This is a genomic window from Roseibium sp. MB-4 (genome assembly GCF_053005265.1).
Genome location: NZ_JBRKQB010000001.1, coordinates 202,398 through 221,902, shown reverse-complemented (window position 1 = coordinate 221,902; position 19,505 = coordinate 202,398). Strand labels below are relative to the sequence as shown.

Below are 19,505 nucleotides of genomic sequence, written 5' to 3'. Positions count from 1 at the left end.
GCAATGGCAAAAAGACCGCGCCCTTCAATTACCGTTTGGCGAAATCGACCGATATCATCTGATCATGAGCTCTCACTCACACACCGCTTTGCCCGGTGTTCCAGAAATAACCGGTCTGCTTTTGCCTGTGCCAACGCGATTGCCTTTGCATAGGCGGAGTGCGCCCTATCGAGGTTTCCCGAGCGGTAAAGCAGTTCCGCCTTGGCGGCATAAAGAGGCTGATAGTCTGAGAGATCCGGCTCCAACGCCGCAATCAGCTCCAGTGCCTCATCGAGGGCGCCGATCTCCGCCAATGCAACAGCCCGGTTCAGGCGGACCACATCCGTCGGCTCGAAAACCAGCAACTCGTCATAGAGCAACAGGATTTGCGCCCAGTCTGGTGATGCGCCTTCACAATGGCAGGCGGCAATCGCCGCTTTGATTTGGTAAGGCCCAAGTTTTCGGCGCGCCAGGGCAGTTTCGACCAGCGAGATGCCGTCTTGCAGTTCTGCCGACTTCCAGAGCCCCCGGTCCTGATCGAGAAAGGCAACGCGCGCTCCTTCGCCGTCAAACCGTGCGCCACGTCGCGCATAGTTGAGTGTCAAAAGCGCAAGGCACCCTTCGATCTCCGGGTCACCAGGCCGAAGTTTGTTCAATATGTTGCAGAGGAAGATAGCTTCGTGTGCGAGACCGCGTTGATCGTCCTCAGGTGCAGATAAGCCGGTTGTGAAGATCAGATAGACCACGCCCAAAACGGCATCGAGCCGTTCCGCCCATTGTTCGGGACCCGGCACTTCATACGAAATCCCTGCGCCGCCAAGCTTCGCTTTCGCGCGGGTCAATCGCTGCCCCATAGTGGTCTCCCGGTCCAGGAACGCCCGTGCGATTTCTCCAGTCGTCAACCCGCCCAAAGTGCGGAGCGTCAGCGCCACCTGGGATTTGGTTTCAAGTACCGGATGACAGCAGGTGAAGATCAGGCGCAATCGCTCATCCGGGACATCATCGTTTTCCTCAAGCCCGGACACCTCAGCCATCATCATGGAAAGGTCCGTCTCGGCGCGATCGACTGTTTGTTTGCGCCTGATGCGATCAATTGCCTTTCGATAGGCAACCTTCAGGAGCCAGGCCTCAGGAGATTTGGGCAGACCATTCCGCCCCCAGTGGGAGACTGCGGACACCATGGCATCCTGGAGGACGTCTTCGGCGAGCTGAAAATCCCGGAATTTGCCAATCAGGATAGATAATAACCGCCCCCGCTCGTCCCGGGCGAGGCCACCCAGGACTTTGGTAACTGCGATGGCATTCGAGGCGGAGGCGGTCATTGAGATTTCCAGACGGTTTAAAACACCGCCGTCAGTCGGCGTCAGGATAGTCCATCACCGGCCGCACTTCGACCGTCCCGTATTCCGCGCTCGGGATCTGAGCGGCATAACCAAGGGCCGCATCAAGATCCGGAACATCAATAAGATAGAACCCGCCAAGGTGCTCCTTGGTCTCCGCAAACGGTCCATCCATGGTTTCCACTTTTCCGCCGCGCACACGCAGCGCTTTGGCCGTCTCGGCTTCTTTCAGCCCCTCGCCTGCCAGCATGACACCGTCCGCCGTCAGTTTTTCACTCAAGGCAAAATAGCCGGCCATCATTTTTTCAAATTCCGGCGTGCCGTAAACCGGCTCGCGGGCGGGGTCTGCATAGATCAACATCATGTATTTCATACTGAAATCCTCGTTTCTTCAGTGTCAAAAACTGTCAAAAATCCAAAATCGGGCCACGAGCAGACTTGTTCTTTTCCGACCAAATCGCAAGACGCTTGCTCCCAAGGCATCCTTGAGCTGATCGGAGGAAGTGAACAGGGTCACACCCATCCCGGTCCGTTAGAAGGTCCTCTCAAAACACCAGTTTTAGGTTTCGACACCCTTCAGACGTTCGGCGTCCGTCTTTTTCGACATGCCCGAAAGTTAATTTGAAAAAATCGTCCGACCGCAGCAACGAGAAGCGCTTTAGAAAAAAAAGCCCCGGCATACAAAGCCGGGGCTTTTTGGGTGGTCTAATCCATCACAAAATCAGGCCGTTTTTGAAAAGATCTCACGGCCGATCAGCATGCGCCGGATTTCAGATGTGCCTGCGCCAATCTCGTAGAGCTTGGCATCGCGCAGAAGCCGTCCGGTCGGGTACTCGTTGATGTAACCGTTGCCGCCGAGAAGCTGGATGGCATCCAGCGCCATCTTGGTCGCGTTTTCAGCGGCATAAAGGATTGCGCCGGCCGCATCTTCGCGGGTGGTTTCTCCCCGGTCACAGGCCTTTGCGACCGCGTAGACATAGGCCTTGGAGGCGTTCATGGAGACATACATGTCCGCGACCTTGCCCTGAACCAGCTGGAACGTGCCGATCGGCTTGCCGAACTGCTCACGCTCGTGAACGTACGGGATGACCACGTCCATGGCGGCCTGCATGATGCCGACGGCACCGGCGGCCAGAACCGCGCGCTCATAATCGAGGCCGGACATCAGGACATTGACGCCCTTGCCGACTTCACCGAGCACATTTTCTTCCGGCACTTCACAATCCTGGAAGACGAGTTCCCCGGTTTCAGATCCGCGCATACCCAGCTTGTCGAGCTTCTGGGCAACGGAGAAACCTTTGAAATCCTTCTCGACCAGGAAGGCCGTCATGCCTTTGGGGCCCGCATCCATATCTGTCTTGGCATAGATGATCATCGTGTCCGCGGACGGACCGTTGGTGATCCACATCTTGGAGCCGTTGAGGATGTATTTGTCGCCCTTTTTATCGGCGCGCAGCTTCATCGACACAACATCTGAACCCGCCCCCGGTTCAGACATCGCCAGCGCGCCGAGATGTTCACCGGACACCAATTTGCCGAGATAGCGTTTTTTCTGATCGTCATTGCCCCAACGGCGCAGCTGGTTCACGCACAGGTTCGAATGCGCCCCATAACTCAGGCCGATCGAGGCCGAGGCCCGGCTGACCTCTTCCATGGCAATGCAGTGTTCAAGATAGCCGAGGCCGGAACCGCACCACTCTTCTTCAACCGTGATGCCGTGCAAGCCCAGTTCACCCATTTCCGGCCACAGCTCGCGCGGGAACCAGTCGTCCCGGTCAATCTTTTCAGCCAGCGGCGCGATGCGGTCCTGAGAATAGGACCGCACGGTGTCGCGCAGCATGTCGGCGGTCTCGCCGAGGTCGAAGTTGAAGCTTGGAAAATCGTTGCGGATCATACGCTGTCCTCCCATTTGCGCTTTTCGTAGCGCACGAAATTGCTCAGGATACCGACCCGGTCATAAAGCTGCCGGGCAACGGTGTTGTGATCGTGTGTGTGCCAGTAGACATTGCTGCAGCCGCTTTGTTCAGCCGCTGCGTAGACGGCCTCAATTAGCTTGCGGCCAACACCGCCGCCGCGCTGAGCGTTGTCGACATAAAGATCTTCGAGATAACAGGTCGGGGTGAGCGACCAGGTCGAGGCGTGCTCAAGGAAATGCACGAAACCAACCAGCTTGCCGTCTTGTTCCGCCACCAGCCCGTCATGAAAGCCATCTGAAAGCAACCGCTCGAACAGCCCATCGGTGATTTCGCCTGACAGGGCCTGCTCGTAAAACGCCAGATAGGCCTGCCACAGCAGCAGCCATGCGGCTTTGTCCGCCCGCTCGATCGCTCTGATCGTAACTGGTGTCATGTTCAATCCTTCATGCCCGCAAGGCTCATCAGGGTGAAAAGTCCGGTTGCCACATGGACTTGTGCGTCGTCCGACAGCCCATAAACATCAGCACGGGCAATCGTTAGCGTCCGCCCCGGTTTCAGAACGCGGCCGCGGGCAACAAGCGTTGGCTGGGCCGCAGGATTGAGAAGATTGATCTTGTATTCGGTGGTCAGAACGCCAGTGCCATCGGCAAAAAGGGTCAGAGCCGCATAACCGGCCGCACTGTCAGCAATCGAGGATGTGGCACCGGCATGAAAGTACCCGTGCTGTTGCGTCAACTCAGGACGCATCGACAGTTCCAGATCAACCGCCCCAGGTGCCAAATGGACCATACGGGCACCGAGGTGATCCATGAAGGCTTGCGCTTCAAAACTCTTGCGGACCCGCTGTTCCCAGTCGGCTGATCGCGGTTTCAAATCCATCTTCAACGCTCCTCACTGGTCACGGGGGAAAGCTCTTCCATACGCGCGAGCGCCCCGGCCTCCACCTCTTCCAGCTCAAGCAACGTCAATTCAATGTCGCGCTGTTTTTCCAAAAGCTCTTCGCGCCGTGCAGCGATTTTCTCCATGAGAAGACGCAGCTGCCCGGCTTCTCCCGGTGCACTGCCGTACATGCCAATGAGCTCTTTGACTTCGGCCAGCGAAAAGCCCAACCGTTTGCCGCGTAAAATCAACTTGATACGGGTTCGGTCTCCGGGCGTGTACAGCCTTTGACGGCCACGGCGCTGGGGTGTCACCAACCCTTGAGCCTCATAAAACCGAAGCGTTCTGGTGGTGATATCGAACTCTTGCGTGAGCTGTGTAATGGTAAAATAGCGCTGCATACCCGATCCTTCGCGGGCACATTTCCGCCTTTTTACGTTAAAGTCAATAGATCTTATTTTCGATATTTATTTCAATATTTTAACTTTTAATATCAACAACTGACAAATCGTTCTGGAGAACATTCAAATCAACGCTGCCGGAAATCCCGTCGACAGTCCCGCGCTGGTGATACTGCCAGAGCACCCAATTTGAGGCATAGGACGGCGCATGCCAGATGGAGCGCACCCAAAGCCTGCGGTTCAGCCCATTGCCGCTCAAATACATCCGATAAAACTCTTCCGGCGCATAGAAAATGACCCGCTTGCCCGCGATCGGTTCCACCGCCGCAACAAAGGCGCTTATTTCCCGCAGCACTTCGTCAGTTGTTGGCCGCCGGGCACAGTTTCCTTCAAACTCCAGATCAACAACGGGTGCCAGCATATCCGGCTCGTCCGGCAGGACGGCCAAAAAGTTGCGCGCCTGCGAGGCACCGTCCTTGCACAAGCTGAAGAAGTGATAGGCCCCCGTCGGCAGGCCGGCGGCCCTCGCCGCCTGCCAGTTGGCAGCAAATGCCCGGTCGCGGAAATCACCACCTTCGCTCGCCTTGATGTAAGCGAAGGCAACGTCGTCGCGCGCAGCCTTCACCCAGTCGATGTCGCCTTGATGATGCGAGACATCAATGCCGCGCACAGGAAAATCGTCCCGGTCCGGTTCCCAGTTCATGAAAAAGAAAGCCGCCCCTGCAATCGAAATCACACCACCGACGGCAATGTAGAACAAGGTCCGCAATACCGCTTGCAAGAATTTCATACCATCCCTCGCCGTCCCCATGCAGCGGCCACCATGGCGTAAAAGTCTTTATAATTTAGGCCAGAAAATTCGGCCAAAGCGGCGCCGATGCGAGTTCAAGAATATTGCCGTCCGGATCCTTGAAATAAAGGCTTGTGCCACCCGCCGGCCATACAACCTCGCTGATGATGTCGACGCCTTTCGATGAGAGGTAATCCCTCCAGGGATCGAGCTGATCATTTGAAATCCGGAAGGCAAAATGCCCATGCCCGCTTGTGTCATGGCCAGGAACAATTCCGCCCGGCGTTGAAACATCCTCTCCGGTGTGTCCGCGGTAGAAGACAAGAAGAGTTTGCGCCGGCCCCGCATCGTAGGCGAACAGCCGATCGCCAGCGACCATGCGCTTCAAGCCCAAAACCCCTTCATAAAAAACATGCGCAGCGTCCATGTCATCGACGTAGACCGCAGTCTCAAGAATTCCGTCCAATTTTGGCCGCACGCGCTTAACTCCTCATCGTGGCTGGCAGGGTCCAAGTTCAGCTTCGCGTCAGCTCCGCCAACTAGCCTGGTCCGAGATTATCGCTCCAGAGGAAAAAACGGCTCTAAGAAAGATGAGCGTTTTGCGCATGGAAGCGGTGCTCTTCTGGCAAAAGCAAATGGACGCACAACATTGCAACAGCTCGTTTCAAAGAAGACCAAAGCCGCCAATCCTTATCAGGAAAAGTTACACCTAGCAGCTCAATATCTTCACTCGAAACAGTTCGAGGATGCAGCAAAGCTGTTCAAACCACTTGCAAAAAAACTTCCAAAATCGCCGCAAGTCAATCTTCTCCTGGGTTCGGCATACCTGGGCAATGGCGAGGCGGAAAAAGCGGTGGACGCCTTTCGAAAAGCGGTCCGCTTTGCCCCGGAGGACCCAGCGGCGCATATAAAACTCGCCACAGCCCTGGTGAAGAAAAACGCAGAGCTTCAATCAATCCTCAATATTTTGGATAAAGCGCTCAAACTTGCTCCAGGATCAGTGGAAGCGAATGCTCTGAAAGCTTCTTTGCTCATAAAACACGCTCGGTTTGACGACGCTGAAGCTTTGATTGACCAAGAAATGGCCAAGCTGAAGCCGGACCTCAAATTCCTGGCTCAATGCGCAAAAGCGTTCCAGCAAGTGAGTAAATCCGAACGGGCTGAACAGATTGCCGATTATCTCCTGGAAGCCGCTCCAAACGACACCGAATTCATCGTTCTGAAGGCAGACATTCAGTTTGCAAGGGAACAAAACCTTGAGTGCTTCAACATTCTGTCCAAAGCAGCTTTAGATCAGCCACAAAATACAGCTATCGCCTTCTGCTTCGCAAACCTCTTGCTGCATTTGTCAAGAAACTATGAGGCATTGCCGTATCTTGAGCTCTGTACGAACAACAACCCGAGCGATGCTAAGGGCCGCGAGTTGCATGTTCATTGCCTGCTGATGCTGGAGCGCTACGATCAAGCGGATCTACTCATTCGCGATTGGATCAAGCACCATCAACATACGACACCCACTTCGGAGCGCAAAAGAACACTTGGCCAGTTTCAGTGGCTCAGGGCGTTCATTGAGTTCGGGCGCGGCAATATCGAACAAGCTTGGGAACACTACGGCGCGCGATTTGACACCGGGGCCGTCAATGGCGCTGTTTTTCTAAACTACCCTGCACCCTCTTGGACCGGAGAAGACCTGAAAGGCAAGACGTTGTTGGTATGGTCCGATCAAGGCCTCGGAGACACGTTGAAAGGCGCTTCGCTCATTCCCGAGCTTGCTCAGTGTGCGGAAAAAGTCATCCTCGAAACCGAGCCACGGTTTGTCCCCTTCTTCAGCAATTCGTTTCCGCAAATAGAAGTCCGTCCCTTTACCGGAACCACCGGTACACAGGCTGCGCGGAAGTCAAAAAAACAAACAGACTTCGACCTGGCATTTTGTTTGAGTGACACGCCAAGATTTCTGAGGCCGGACATCAAAAGCTTCGAAAAGGTCAAGGAGACCGTCTACACCACCGATATCGAACGCGCTCGAAACATCTTATCCGATGTTCCTGGGCATGATGAAAAGCCAATCATAGGTCTGTGTTGGCGATCTCAGAACATGAAGGCGAGCCGCGCCCGTTACTACATGGACGCGGACGATATGATTGAAATCATCAACAAAGAAGACGCGATCTATATCAACCTTCAATACAAGGTCACTGACGAAGAGATCGAGAAAATTGCCTCCAAGTGCAAGGGCCGCTTTTTCCACTTCAAGAATGCCGACCTTTTCAATGACCTCGACACACTTGCGTGCCTCATAAATCTTTGTGACGTCGTTATATCTGCAAACACCAACGTTGCTGATTTGGCAGGCGTGTTGGACGTGCCGTGCGTTAGGTTCGGCGGCGTCACCCCTCAGCTAACTATGGGCCAGGACTTTGTGCCATGGAGCCGGTCCGTAACGTTCATTCCAGTGCGTGAGCCGGCAAACTCTCGTGACATGATCCCAAACGTTATCGATGAGACAAAACGCAAACTGAGCGAGTGTTATCCACTCGCCCGCAACATCAGACTTCAGACCCCGCCCCCTATCGCCAGTGAGCATTGAACTGATCACAGCTCGTTCCAGATCCAGCGAAGCAGATAAGTTTGTCGTTTGTTTCGCTGTACTGGGACGACGTCGAAGGAGTGTCTGGCCAGTGAAGATGGCCACCTGCAGCTGCCAGGCCCAACCCCCGTCACAAAAGCCATGCGCAGCATCCATGTCATTGACATAAAACGCAGTCGCGAGAATGCCCTCGATGCAAGGTCGCCCCATTTGTGCGAAACCTCCCCCAGATTACTAACTTATTATTTGGCATTATCGCCCAGATTTGCGTGACTCTACTGGCGGGGAGGATGAAGTTGCGGAATCTGATTAGAACCCTCCTTTTTGGGAGCACCCTGCTGTTCGTTGCCAATGGTGCGGTACTGGCAGCCCCCCTTGTTGTTACAGTTCAGGGACCTGAAACAGAAACCGACGCCCGTTACGACTACGATCATGCGGTGATTCACCTCGCTCTGGAAAAGACCAGAGCCGAGTATGGCGACTTCATTATCAAGGAAACCCCAATCGGCCAGAACACCCAAAGAGCCCTTGCCGCCGCAGCGAACGGTTCTTACAAAAACTACGTCATAAAAGCTTCAGCGAACAATGAGTTGGCAAACTTGGTCGGGATGGTTCCATTCCCAGTCGATCTAGGGATCGTGGGCTACCGTGTTGCCTTTGCATCAAACAAAACAAAAGCTAGCCTCACTTCTGTGGAGACACTGGAGGACTTGAAAAAATTTAACGTCGTACAAGGGATCGGGTGGCTTGATACTGCAATCTTGCGGCACCACGGGTTTGATGTCCGGACAATCGGGGATCACAACAGCATGTTCAGAATGGTTGCGCTAAACCGGGTAGATCTGTTTCCGCGCGGCGCCAACGAGCTGAAAGCGGAATGGGAAACACACAGGTCCATTTTGAATTTGGCTTATGACGAAGGTATTGCGCTCTATTACCCTCTTCCCCGCTTTCTTGTCACGTCCAAATCAAATACCGAATTGATTGAAAGGCTGAATAAAGGCCTGATCCGTGCGTATAACGACCGCTCCTTGATCGCGTTGTGGCAAAGAGAGTATGGATCCAGCATCAAGTTTGTAAAACTCGGATCGCGGAAAATCTTCCGACTAACCAATCCTCATATTTCGGAACTGGATCCGGCTTGGAAAGAGTACATTTTCGATCCGCTCACCTACGATCGCACCGAACAAACTACCACTCGGTAGTAGCAACCTAATCCAGTTTTATGGTCGGGCTAAAATAGATTGCCGGTCCACCTTTGGAGATGAACCGGCGGATCACGTCAAACGACCGACAATTTCACGTCGATGTTGCCACGGGTCGCATTGGAGTACGGGCATACCTCATGCGCTTTGGCAACCAGCGCTTCGGCCTCAGCCTTGTCCATGCCCGGAACCGAGACTTCCAGAGCGACCTCCAAACCAAATCCACCCTCGGATCTTGGGCCAATGCCGACTGTCGCGGTGATGGATGTGTCTGCTGGGACCGCGATTTTTTCCTGGCTGCCAACGAATTTCATGGCCCCGATGAAACAGGCTGCGTAACCGGACGCAAACAGCTCTTCCGGGTTGTTGCCTTCACCTCCGGCACCACCGAGTTCTTTTGGCGTCGTCAGCTTGGTCTTGAACGATCCCGTCAGGGTTTCGACAGCTCCATCGCGCCCGCCGGTCGCCTTTGCTTTCGTTTCATAAAGCACTTCAACGCTCATCTTATCATTCCCTTAAACGTGAAAACTGGATTTGCCCGAAGGCGCTATTTTATATCGTGCGCGATATAATTTACCCACATAAGCTGCACCGGCAGAAACGTCAACAGGTTGTGATCAAGTCGCGCGCGATTTATAAGGCGGTTTATGAGCACGACGACCAATCAAATGTCTCTTCTGGACGCAATCGACTTCAATGCGCCCGAAGACGAAAAACCAAAAAAAGACAAGAAGTCAGCTGCGCCGGAAAAATCTTCCAAGCCAAAAAAACGGAAGGCCAAAAAGACCGCTGAAACGGCAGCCTCGGCTTCGGATGTGGAAGCAGTTGATGTCACTGATCCAGAAGATGAAACTGCTGACAATTCGGCGAACACATCGGACGCAGCCGTAGAAAATCCAATTGAAAACGGCGAGAAATCCGACGGCATCGGCACGCTGGAGATCCGTCCTGATGGCCCGCTGCCGCTCGACAAGTATCTGTGCTTTTCGCTCTATTCAGCAAACCATGCGATGCACGGTGTCTATAAAACGCTGCTGAAAGACGTCGGTCTGACGTATCCGCAGTTTCTTGCCATGACTGTCTTGTGGGACAAGAACAACGTCCCGGTCGGGGCGATCACGCAAAAACTTCAGTTGGACACCAACACGCTCACACCGCTGTTGAAACGCCTGGAAGCCATGGGTCTCCTCACCCGCACCCGTTCCACCAAGGACGAACGGCAGGTGATCCTGAAGCTCACCCGCAAAGGCCGCAATCTCCAAAAGAAGACTGAACACTTTGCAGAGTGCATCTTCTCTTCAACGGGCCTGAGCCTTGAGGAGATTGTGGATCTTCAAACCAAGATCATGAAGTTGCGGGATAACCTCAGAAACACTGACCTCAACTGACGCAAGGTCTTCGGATGCTCTAAAACGGCAACCCGAACCAAAGAGCGGCAATGCCGAGGAAGGCGAAGAAGCCTACGACGTCCGTCACGGTTGTCACGAACACACTGGATGCGATTGCCGGATCAATATTGAGCCGGTCGAGTGCGATCGGGATCAACAGGCCGGACAAACCGGCAAACAGCATATTGATCACGATGGCGCTGCCGATCACAACGCCAAGCCCGGCGCTTGAAAACCACAACCAGGCGGTCACACCGATCAGGACGGCCAATGCCAATCCGTTCAAAAAGCTGACGAGGACCTCGCGATTAAGAACCCGCATGAGGTTCCGGGCGCTGAGCTCCTGGGTCGCGATACCTCGAACGGCAACGGTCATGGTCTGGGTGCCGGCATTGCCCCCCATCGACGCCACGATCGGCATCAAGACGGCAAGTGCAACCATCGCTTCGATTGTGTCCTCGAACAGCGCGATCACGACAGACGCCAGAACCGCGGTGCCAAGATTGACAACCAGCCAGGTCAAACGGGACTTGGCAATTGTCATGACATTGTCGGAAATTTCCTCATCGCCCACTCCAGCGAGGGCACGCAGATCTTCTTCGGCTTCTTCCTGGATGACGTCAACGATGTCATCGACTGTCAAAACGCCAACGAGGCGGTCGTTTTCATCAACCACCGCAGAAGATACAAGATTGTAGCGTTCGAACCGGCGGGCGACCTCTTCCTGATCTTCCGTCGCCTGGACGGCGTCCAGCCGCTCGGCCATGATCGAGGTGACTTTTTCGCGCCGCTTGGTTCTCAAGATCTTGTCGAGATGGACAGACCCCAACAGTTTGAACGAGGGGTCGACAACATAGATCTCATAAAAGTCATCCGGGAGATCCCGCGCTTCGCGCATGTAATCGATGGTCTGGCCAACGGTCCAGAACGGCGCTACCGCGATGAACTCACTCTGCATGCGGCGGCCGGCGCTGTCTTCCGGATAATCCAGCGCCTTTTTGAGCTGGGCCCTGTCCGCATAGGGCAGTTCCTCAAGGATTGCGGCCTGGTCGTCTTCGTCCAGATCTTCAAGGATGTAGACCGCGTCATCAGAATCAAGTTCGCCAAGCCCTTCCGCGATGACTTCGTTCGGCAGGTCTTCCAGAAGCTGCAGACGGACCGCCTCGTCCGTCTCCGTCAAGGCGGTGTAGTCAAAATCCTCGCCGAGAAGCCGGATGAAGGCGGCCCGGTCATCCGGATTTAAGGCCTCAAGTAGGTCGCCCGTGTCTGCTTCGTGCAAATCAGCTGCAATTGCTGACAGCCCGGATTTGTCTTCCGCCGCGATTGCGGTTTCTACGGCCGCTATGAAGTCCGGATTAAGCCGTTCGTCCTCGTCGCGAACCGGGATCTGCAGCTCCGGTAAAGGGGGCATATCAAGCTCGGCAGCATTGCTCATTTCGCCCTCCCTTTGTTCCGTGCGTTCTTACCGGACGCAGCTGCATCCTATTTGCAGGTGCCTCCAGAATTAACGGCAGATGCACAAAAGCGCCACCGGAAAAGCGATGGAGGTCCACAGACTTAACGAAAACTCGTCTAGTCAGGAACACTTCTTCAAAGTTGCCGTTTCCCGCACCGCTGAGAGATAGTCCCTTGCCTTCGCCGGCAAAATTCTTTCCTCATCGGAAATGCAAGGCTTGGCTCGTTTGAACGCATTTTGTGCCCGCCGGCTCTTCAAGCATACGCGGCCTTCTGCCAACACTTCCTGCTCCACATACCAAAGCTGCTGACAGGTCAAAGAACCAAGCGAAGACTTGTTTGGCGTAAACTCTTGCGAATGGACAACCGGCGGCCACAAAAGGAGCGCGACCAGAGCAATAAGGACCTTCATCCGGGGTATGGGTACTGAAAACAATCGTTCGCAGGTGTGCTTTGCCATCTCCTAGGTATCCGCTAACCCCGCTCGATTCGCAAAACCATTTCAGCCGATGAACAATCGAAACGTGCCTAAATGCTCCAGGAGCTTTCCGGGCGGTCATCCTGCTCAGCATCCAACACAGCATGGTACGCATTGACCAGGTCATCCGGTTTGCTGATCAGAAAACCCTGGATATCCGAACACCCGGCCTCAATTAGAAAATTTCGCTGTGCCCGGGTTTCGACGCCTTCAGCAACAACGCCCATACCAAGGCTCTTTGCCAGAATAATGGTTGTTTTGACGATTGTGGCCGCGCTTTCACTCGTATCAAGGTTTTCGACGAAGGACTTGTCTATTTTCACTTTGTTGATCGGCAGCCGCAAAAGGTGTTTGAGGGATCCATAGCCGGTACCGAAATCATCAAGCGAGATCAGCACACCAAACTCATGCAGCCGAACCAAATTCCGATGGATTTCCTCGAAACGCTGGTCCAGAAGCACCGTTTCCGTGATTTCAAACTCAAGCCGCCCCCGCAGGACCTTTAGATTGTCCAACTGGCGCGCAACGCGATCCGGGAATTCCGGATCGCACAGCTGAGACGTCGATAGATTGATCGCCAAACGGCCAGGATCAAATCCCTCATCGATCAGCTTTGCAAAGTCGCGGCAAGCCGCCTTGATCACGGCGCATCCCAAGGGAACACCGAGCCCCGCGTCCTCAGCGATGGCTACGAATTCGGCGGGCGATACAGGCGTTCCGTTTTGCGCCCAACGCGCCAAAGCTTCAAAACCAACCAAACGGCCCGTTGCCGCCTCAACCTGAGGCTGGTAGGCAACAGTAATCTGATCGTTCGCGATCGCTGCCTTCAACCCTTGCGCAAGGTCTTGGCGCCGCTCAAGGCTACGCCTATAGAGCTCGTCATAACATCGCCATCCGTTCCGGCCGGACGCTTTGGCCTGGTAGAGCGCAAGGTCTGCACTCTTGAAGATTTCAGTAGATGTGTCTCCATCGGCCGGCACGCGTGCCAAACCCATTGAAACCGTTGAAGGGATTGTTCGCGACCCTAACTGGACCGGCTGGCAGAGCGCAGCATGCAGGCCGGGCATATCGGAGAGCCCACCATCGAGGCCACCGAGGCCCGGAACGATAAAGGCGAACTCATCGCCTCCAAGACGCGCGACCGTGCCGCCACCGGCCTGGTCAACAAACCGTTCCAGACGGGCAACGGTTTCCTGCAGCAGAAGATCACCAGCATCATGCCCCAGTGTATCATTGACGGATTTGAACTGATCCAGGTCCACGATCCCGAACAGCGCGCTCTCTGATGCCACCTTTGCTCTTTCCGCTATTTTGGAAAGCTCCCGGATCATGACATTCCGGTTGGCTGCGCCCGTCAGCGAATCCGTATCGGCAATCCGGCGGATCTCTTCTTCCGCCCTTTTCAGAGATGTTACATCTGTGCGCACGCCAACGCTGACACCCCTGTCCGAAACCCGTTCACGAATTTGAACCCATCGACCATCGGTGAGTTTTTCCACCAAGATGGACTTGGGATTTCGATACGATTCCAAGCGCCGCTTTAACCAGCGTTCCTGTTTTTCTGGAGTATCTCCCGCATCCGCATAAAGCCCTATGTCAAGCCCATGCATCAACATCTCGCGGAACGTAACCCCGTCCTCGATGGCAGGCGCCGTATCGGCATAGTTGGAACGGTAAGCTTGATTGCACATGATCAAACGGTCGTTGCTATCAAATGCAACAACAGCGTCTGGTATTGTTTCAATCACATCCCTCAGAAGGGTTCGCGCCTCTTCAAGCTCGCGCTTATGGTTTTCCTCAGCTGTGATGTCCACAAAACTGGCCACCACTTCTTGCTCTCCTGTTGGCGTAGATCTTGTGGGCCTCGCATTCACCCTCAGCCATTGCACCCCGCCATCCGGACGTTTGACCCCAACAATCTGGTTCATGACCGGCTCGCCGGTGCGCAGCGCAACGGTCGACGGCATTTCTTCTCCACCCATTGGACGGCCATCAGGAAATATCGTGCCCCAAGTCGGGTCCATGATTTCCTGACCGCGCATTTGCGCTTCGCTCATATGAAGAAGACGGCAAGCCTCTGGATTGGCGGCAATAATCTCGCCGTTTTGACCATGAAGGACCACACCCGCCGTGACGTTGTCGACAATCGCCTGCAATCGCTGCCGACTCTCAACGAGAGCGGTCACATCGGCCTCTATCGCCATATACCCGGTCAAAACACCAGCATCATTTCGAAGCGGGCGAATTTCCATATCCAGCCAATACTTTTGACCAGATTTTGATTGATTGAGTATGGTTTCACGAACCGGTTCGCCTGCCCGGATCGCGGCTGTCAGACGGGCGGACGTTTCAGGATCGGTTTCGTCACAGCGCAGGAAGTGGCCAGGTTTACGGCCTGCGACTTCTTCCAAGGAGTATCCAGTCAGTTCTTCGAAAGCCGGGTTTACCCATTCGATGGCACCATCTGCATCTCCAACGATGACGGGTGTTCTCGTCGCATTGATAATCTGATCGGCAAATTTCAGACGCCGGGTCAGAGCTTCCCGGCGGGTCACATCGCGCGCAACGCCCCAATGGCCCAGAAAATTGCCCTTGGAGTCGTAACGCGGCTCGCCGTGGACCTCAAAATGAGACGCCGATCCATCGCGCCCTCGGAGCTCACAGATAAAGCCCTCAATGGCTTGCCGGTTGGTCAAGACATCATGGAATTTTGCCGGGTTGCCGTCGAGGTCCGATTTGTCTTCTATGATTTCCCAGAGCTTGCTGCCGGTCCAGTCCGGGAATTGCTTGACCATCAAACCATCATCGCCCTGGATGCGCGTCAGTCGATGTTCTGCATCCGCTTCCCACAACCAATCGGACGATAGGGCCAAAAGAGTTTCCAGACGCGCTTGCGCCGCAGCTTTTTGCCGTTCTGCCGCCACAAGCGCAGTCTTGTCTGTCGCAACACCAATCCCGCCGACGATGCGGCCGCCTATTATGAGCGGCACCAAGGTCGTTTCAGACATGATACGGCCATGGCGGGTCTCAGTTTCGGTCATGCAATGGACCGTTTCCCCCGCCAATACGTTTTTATGCATCGTGGCCCAAAGCTCGACCTGCTCCTTGGGCATGCGTGTTTCATCAGCCCGTTTGCCGATCAGGTTCCCGAAGGCTTTTCGATCAAGTTTGTTTTGGAAGACATACCGGCCAGCTCTGTCGAAAACCCAAGCAGGTTGCGGCAGATTTTCATATGCGGCACGCAGGAGATCGTATTCCGGAGCTTCAAAGCGGGACTTCTCGTCAAACTGAGCAGGTTGCTTCATTGGCACTCACATCAGATCACACGCGCAAATTCCTCTAAGGCAAAACAACGCCCCAACAGTCATATTCATGAGCAAAGACTAAAGAAAACACGAACACAAGCCTGTAAATTCAGCGCAATATACAAAGAAATTTTTTTGAGCTCTAACGTGTGACTTGTTCAACTGCAAATAATGACAATGGTCTTCAAACCCTGCTAGCTCAAATCGTCGGCTTTGGTCGATGCTTTTCAGCGCTGAAACCAAAAGCGAGTGCGCCGAAGCGACGTCTACAACAATTCAGAATTTGGCCGTGCCCGGCCCTTAAGGCTGAATGCCAAGAGCTGCGAACCAACCAACCATCCGATCCTGGTTCACACCAAGATCAGAGCCACCATAAACAAGGTGCGAGTAGATGTGGACGAAATCGCCCTCCACCCAGACCTGCGTGACATCCGGAAACCCCCACACCTTCGAGCGATGGACGAATACGAGCGGCAAATTATCCAGTGAACCTGACACGCGTTGTGTGCGGGCGGTCTGAGCAATCTGCTGTTCTAGTGCCGAGAGATTGACGGCCTCAAGTGGGCGGACAGCATAAAAACCGCCAGCAAGCTCCGTATCACCAGCGGCGGACCGCGTTGTCACCGCAGGAACATCCGCCCTGGTCACGGGTACAAAGCGGAAAAACAGGGCCGCCCCCAATCCGCATAACACCACAACAAGCGCGACCAAGCCCCAGAGCCATGAACTGCCGAAACTGAGTTGCAAACCGTTCATGATGTCCTCCGAGGCAAAGAGCAACCACGTGAATTTTGCCTGAAGCAGGTGCCGGACAGCCGGTGATGTTTTTCGCCAAAGCGGTTCAAAGCAGAGCTTGCACCTGCTTCATCGCAGCGCACATCAATCAATCCGATAGGCAAGCAACACATCCTTCGGTACGAAACTAAGAGCACTTTCATGAGTTGCGCGAGCTTTGATTTTTGGCGCCGCCCCCGCTTCATGCGCCTCCTTCCAACGAAGGGCGCATAGGCACCAGCCATCTCCCGGCTTAAGCCCGGGAAAACCGAAGGCTGGAATGGGCGTTTGTAAATCGTTCCCGCGTGCCTTGGTGAAGGATAAAAATTCTTCCGTCACCACAGCGCAGATTACATGGCTCCCTCGGTCTTGATCATGCGTTGCACAGAACCCATCCCGAAGATATCCGGTCATCGGGTCGGTACAACAGCTCTCGAGAAGATCGCCAAGAATGTTCTTTGCCATGCAAAGCTTCCGTCAGAAATGGAGGTAAGTTGCCTTTGCCGTCAGTCGCCAGCCAGATAGAGCAAGACATCCAGGCGACAAGGCGGACGGCATCAGCGAGGCCCTGGGAATTCAGCTTGCGCTTTTGTTGAATATGGCGCGCCGATGAGATCTTCTATGGTCATGCCGCAAGATAAAACTCGGAGGAAAGCGCCATGGTCACCTCTCTAACTGACGATCAACTGAGATCTCTTTTGGAAACTGAAGAACAGGACATGAGCGTCGTATTTTCCGATCCAAATATCCCTGACAATCCGATGATCTTTGTCAGTGAGGAATTCGAACGGCAGACCGGGTACACATCGGCGGAAGCCGTTGGACGCAACTGCCGTTTCCTTCAAGGTCCGGAAACCAACCCTTTCGCGATCGAAGCAATCCGCCAGGGTTTGAAAGCCCAAACGCGCTTTACAATCGATATTCTGAATTATCGAAAAGACGGCACACCCTTCATGAACCGGTTGCGCATCAGGCCAATCTTCGATGGCGATGGTCGGCTGACTTTTTTCGCTGGTGCGCAAAACCCAGTTTGAACAGCGCACTTCCGATATCGAACGCTTTGCTCGAGCTTGTTGATTGGCAAAGACCGCCCTAACTGAACAGTCCGAGCGGCCAAATTTATTGGCGCAGAATATCGAATTAAACTCGTTTCCCGCCTTCAAACTATATTGCGGCTACAGTTCCACGACGACCTTGCCGATCGCCTGCCCGCTTGTCAGCCGGTCATAGGCCGCCCCAACTTCCGGAAGCTGAAAACTTGTTGTATCCAAAAGCGGTTTCAGCGCCCCAGCATCAACAATTTCGGCAAGTCTGGTGAGGATGACGCCGTGCTCTGTGCGCTTGAAATCATGCAGCATGGGGATCAGCATAAAGATCACATGAAGGGACAGGCCCTTGAAATGGGCGACGCTCAAGTCCAGCTCGACCAACGCCACTGTAGACGCGACATTTCCGTTCAGCGCTGCTGCCTCGAATGAGTTTGTCATATTGGCGCCGCCAACGGAGTCAAAGACAACATCGAAACCCTGGCCATCCGTGTATTTCGCCACATAGTCGGCGACCGCCTCGGACGTATAGTTGATGGCTGTCGCGCCGTATCCGTTGATCGAAGACAATTGCGCGTCTTTGGAGCCGGTCGCATAAACCTCCGCACCGAAATGCTTCGCAAGCTGGACTGCAACATGTCCAACTCCACCAGCGCCACCATGAACCAGAACCTTTTGACCCGCTTTAACGTCCGCGCGGGCGAGACCCTCAAACGCGGTGATACCAACAAGCGGAAGTGCTGCTGCCTCGCGCATGGTCAAAGACTCGGGTTTCTTGGCAATGAGCCGCGCATCAACTGCCATCAGTTCCGCCAATGCGCCCGGCAGATCGGCCAGCCCGCCAGCGCAGCCATAAACCTCATCGCCCGGAGCAAAGCCGTCAACACCCTCGCCCACGGCCTCAACCGTGCCGGCAAAGTCCATTCCCAAGAGGGCTGGCAACTCTGGAGACAGCGGAAGGTCGGTCCCCATCTGTTTGATCATCGTATCAACAGTGTTGACGCTGGTCGCACCAATGCGCACGAGCACTTGTCCGGGCTGCACCTCAGGATCCGGCAATTGGACAGCATCAAATTCTGCAGTCTCACCATATGCCTTTAAGACCATCGCTTTCATAAATCATCTCCTTGAACAGCGTGTTGCCGCGAAGATGAAACTTTTCATTTTCCGTATAAACTGGCCAATGTAGCATTCTGTTTTCGGATTTTACGCATAAAAGCTGGACTGATCGATCCCAATACAAACTGCTGGCTCGTTTGCCGACCCCGCATTTCTTGAGTGGATCTGTCAAAAATGCCGCATCCGGGCGAACAGACGGGACTGGCATTCGTTCGCCGGTGCGCCATTTGGCTATACAGCACCTTTCATGGAGACCTTGATGGTACGCGCAATTCACGATCGGGCAACACTTCAGCAGCCCTCTTTTGAGCTATTGCAGGAACACAGGCAGTTCGAGATCCGGCACTACCCGCCAGCAGCTGCGGTCCGGATTGTCGAAAACAACGGCCGGAGCGCGGCAACCCGAAGCGGCTTCAACGCCCTTTACAGCTACATCACCGGAAACAACGAAGACCGGCATTACTACGACATGACCGCGCCGGTTTTGCAGCGGGCGTGTGGTTCAAACAACGCATCTCCGCGATCAGGCGCGACAAGCGATCTGGTGGATGGCGACTGGGAGATGTTTTTCTTTCTGCCTGACGGTGTCGACGCGACTTCCGCAGCAGAGCCGATCAATACACGCATTGAGGCAACAACTCTTGGCGAACGAAAGGTTGCGGTTCGCAGTTTCTCCGGCCGGTGGTCGGATGAGAATTTCGCGGATGAGGCGATGCATTTGCTTGCCGGTCTGACAGAGCACGGTTTTACAACAACCGGCCCGGTCTCCTTCGCATTTTATGATGCACCGTCTGTGCTCCCGGCCAAGAGATATAACGAGGTTCAAATTGAGGTCGAGTAACG

General features: G+C 54.5%; 19 protein-coding genes. 5 read left to right on the top strand and 14 right to left on the bottom strand.

The genetic code is table 11. The annotated features are described in order from the left end of the window. Positions 1-62: 62 nt before the first annotated feature. The 8 genes from ACVDG4_RS01130 to ACVDG4_RS01095 all read right to left on the bottom strand — a co-directional run bounded on the left by ACVDG4_RS01130 (position 63) and on the right by ACVDG4_RS01095 (position 5,783). Positions 63-1,301: an RNA polymerase sigma factor gene (locus ACVDG4_RS01130; protein WP_447233713.1), complete on the bottom strand. Its 1,239-nt coding sequence runs from the start codon at positions 1,299-1,301 to the stop codon at positions 63-65. A 31-nt stretch (positions 1,302-1,332) separates the two neighbouring features. Further along, positions 1,333-1,692 (bottom strand): YciI family protein, encoded by a 360-nt coding sequence (locus ACVDG4_RS01125; protein WP_447233712.1) that lies wholly within the window; start codon positions 1,690-1,692, stop codon positions 1,333-1,335. Positions 1,693-2,040: 348 nt separating this feature from the next. Continuing rightward, positions 2,041-3,213 (bottom strand): isovaleryl-CoA dehydrogenase, encoded by a 1,173-nt coding sequence (locus ACVDG4_RS01120; RefSeq protein ID WP_447233711.1) that lies wholly within the window; start codon positions 3,211-3,213, stop codon positions 2,041-2,043. Next, positions 3,210-3,668: a GNAT family N-acetyltransferase gene (locus ACVDG4_RS01115; RefSeq protein WP_447233710.1), complete on the bottom strand. Its 459-nt coding sequence runs from the start codon at positions 3,666-3,668 to the stop codon at positions 3,210-3,212. Before ACVDG4_RS01115 ends, ACVDG4_RS01120 begins: the two co-directional genes overlap by 4 nt. Before the next feature lie 2 nt (positions 3,669-3,670). Continuing rightward, the gene (locus ACVDG4_RS01110) at positions 3,671-4,114 is read right to left on the bottom strand and encodes a PaaI family thioesterase (RefSeq protein WP_447233709.1); all 444 of its coding nucleotides are present in this window, start codon (positions 4,112-4,114) and stop codon (positions 3,671-3,673) included. Positions 4,115-4,116: 2 nt separating this feature from the next. After that, entirely contained in the window at positions 4,117-4,515 is a 399-nt protein-coding gene (locus ACVDG4_RS01105; RefSeq protein ID WP_008194610.1) for a MerR family transcriptional regulator, read from the bottom strand. A 79-nt stretch (positions 4,516-4,594) separates the two neighbouring features. Then, entirely contained in the window at positions 4,595-5,305 is a 711-nt protein-coding gene (locus tag ACVDG4_RS01100; RefSeq protein WP_447233708.1) for a GH25 family lysozyme, read from the bottom strand. 55 nt (positions 5,306-5,360) lie between these two features. Beyond that, a complete protein-coding gene (locus tag ACVDG4_RS01095; RefSeq protein ID WP_306148390.1) occupies positions 5,361-5,783 on the bottom strand; it encodes a VOC family protein in 423 nt (140 codons plus the stop codon). Positions 5,784-5,954: 171 nt separating this feature from the next. Here ACVDG4_RS01095 and ACVDG4_RS01090 point away from each other — a divergent pair, with 171 nt between their 5' ends. After that, positions 5,955-7,892 carry a tetratricopeptide repeat protein gene (locus ACVDG4_RS01090; RefSeq protein WP_447233707.1) on the top strand — a complete coding sequence of 646 codons (1,938 nt, stop codon included), beginning with the start codon at positions 5,955-5,957 and terminating at the stop codon, positions 7,890-7,892. A gap of 296 nt (positions 7,893-8,188) precedes the next feature. After that, positions 8,189-9,097 carry a transporter substrate-binding domain-containing protein gene (locus ACVDG4_RS01085; protein WP_447233706.1) on the top strand — a complete coding sequence of 303 codons (909 nt, stop codon included), beginning with the start codon at positions 8,189-8,191 and terminating at the stop codon, positions 9,095-9,097. A 77-nt stretch (positions 9,098-9,174) separates the two neighbouring features. Here the strand turns inward: ACVDG4_RS01085 and ACVDG4_RS01080 are convergent, their stop codons facing one another. After that, the gene (locus ACVDG4_RS01080) at positions 9,175-9,600 is read right to left on the bottom strand and encodes an organic hydroperoxide resistance protein (RefSeq protein ID WP_209174959.1); all 426 of its coding nucleotides are present in this window, start codon (positions 9,598-9,600) and stop codon (positions 9,175-9,177) included. Between the two features lie 144 nt (positions 9,601-9,744). Here ACVDG4_RS01080 and ACVDG4_RS01075 point away from each other — a divergent pair, with 144 nt between their 5' ends. Then, complete coding sequence (locus ACVDG4_RS01075; RefSeq protein ID WP_447233705.1) at positions 9,745-10,485, top strand: MarR family winged helix-turn-helix transcriptional regulator; 741 nt, start codon at positions 9,745-9,747, stop codon at positions 10,483-10,485. A 19-nt stretch (positions 10,486-10,504) separates the two neighbouring features. Here ACVDG4_RS01075 and mgtE read toward each other — a convergent pair whose 3' ends face one another. The 4 genes from mgtE to ACVDG4_RS01055 form a co-directional block, all read right to left on the bottom strand. After that, positions 10,505-11,920, bottom strand: a complete 1,416-nt coding sequence (gene mgtE, locus ACVDG4_RS01070; protein ID WP_447233704.1) for a magnesium transporter — start codon at positions 11,918-11,920, stop codon at positions 10,505-10,507. 548 nt (positions 11,921-12,468) lie between these two features. Then, positions 12,469-15,723: an EAL domain-containing protein gene (locus ACVDG4_RS01065; protein WP_447233703.1), complete on the bottom strand. Its 3,255-nt coding sequence runs from the start codon at positions 15,721-15,723 to the stop codon at positions 12,469-12,471. A gap of 300 nt (positions 15,724-16,023) precedes the next feature. Next, positions 16,024-16,479, bottom strand: a complete 456-nt coding sequence (locus ACVDG4_RS01060; protein ID WP_447233702.1) for a DUF1499 domain-containing protein — start codon at positions 16,477-16,479, stop codon at positions 16,024-16,026. 123 nt (positions 16,480-16,602) lie between these two features. Next, positions 16,603-16,962, bottom strand: a complete 360-nt coding sequence (locus tag ACVDG4_RS01055) for a DUF2237 family protein (RefSeq protein WP_447233701.1) — start codon at positions 16,960-16,962, stop codon at positions 16,603-16,605. 194 nt (positions 16,963-17,156) lie between these two features. Here ACVDG4_RS01055 and ACVDG4_RS01050 point away from each other — a divergent pair, with 194 nt between their 5' ends. Beyond that, positions 17,157-17,531 (top strand): PAS domain-containing protein, encoded by a 375-nt coding sequence (locus ACVDG4_RS01050; protein ID WP_447233700.1) that lies wholly within the window; start codon positions 17,157-17,159, stop codon positions 17,529-17,531. Between the two features lie 141 nt (positions 17,532-17,672). Here ACVDG4_RS01050 and ACVDG4_RS01045 read toward each other — a convergent pair whose 3' ends face one another. Further along, positions 17,673-18,659: a zinc-dependent alcohol dehydrogenase family protein gene (locus tag ACVDG4_RS01045; RefSeq protein WP_447233699.1), complete on the bottom strand. Its 987-nt coding sequence runs from the start codon at positions 18,657-18,659 to the stop codon at positions 17,673-17,675. Between the two features lie 262 nt (positions 18,660-18,921). Between ACVDG4_RS01045 and ACVDG4_RS01040 the strand changes: the two genes are divergently transcribed. Further along, complete coding sequence (locus ACVDG4_RS01040) at positions 18,922-19,503, top strand: SOUL family heme-binding protein (protein WP_447233698.1); 582 nt, start codon at positions 18,922-18,924, stop codon at positions 19,501-19,503. Positions 19,504-19,505: the final 2 nt, after the last annotated feature.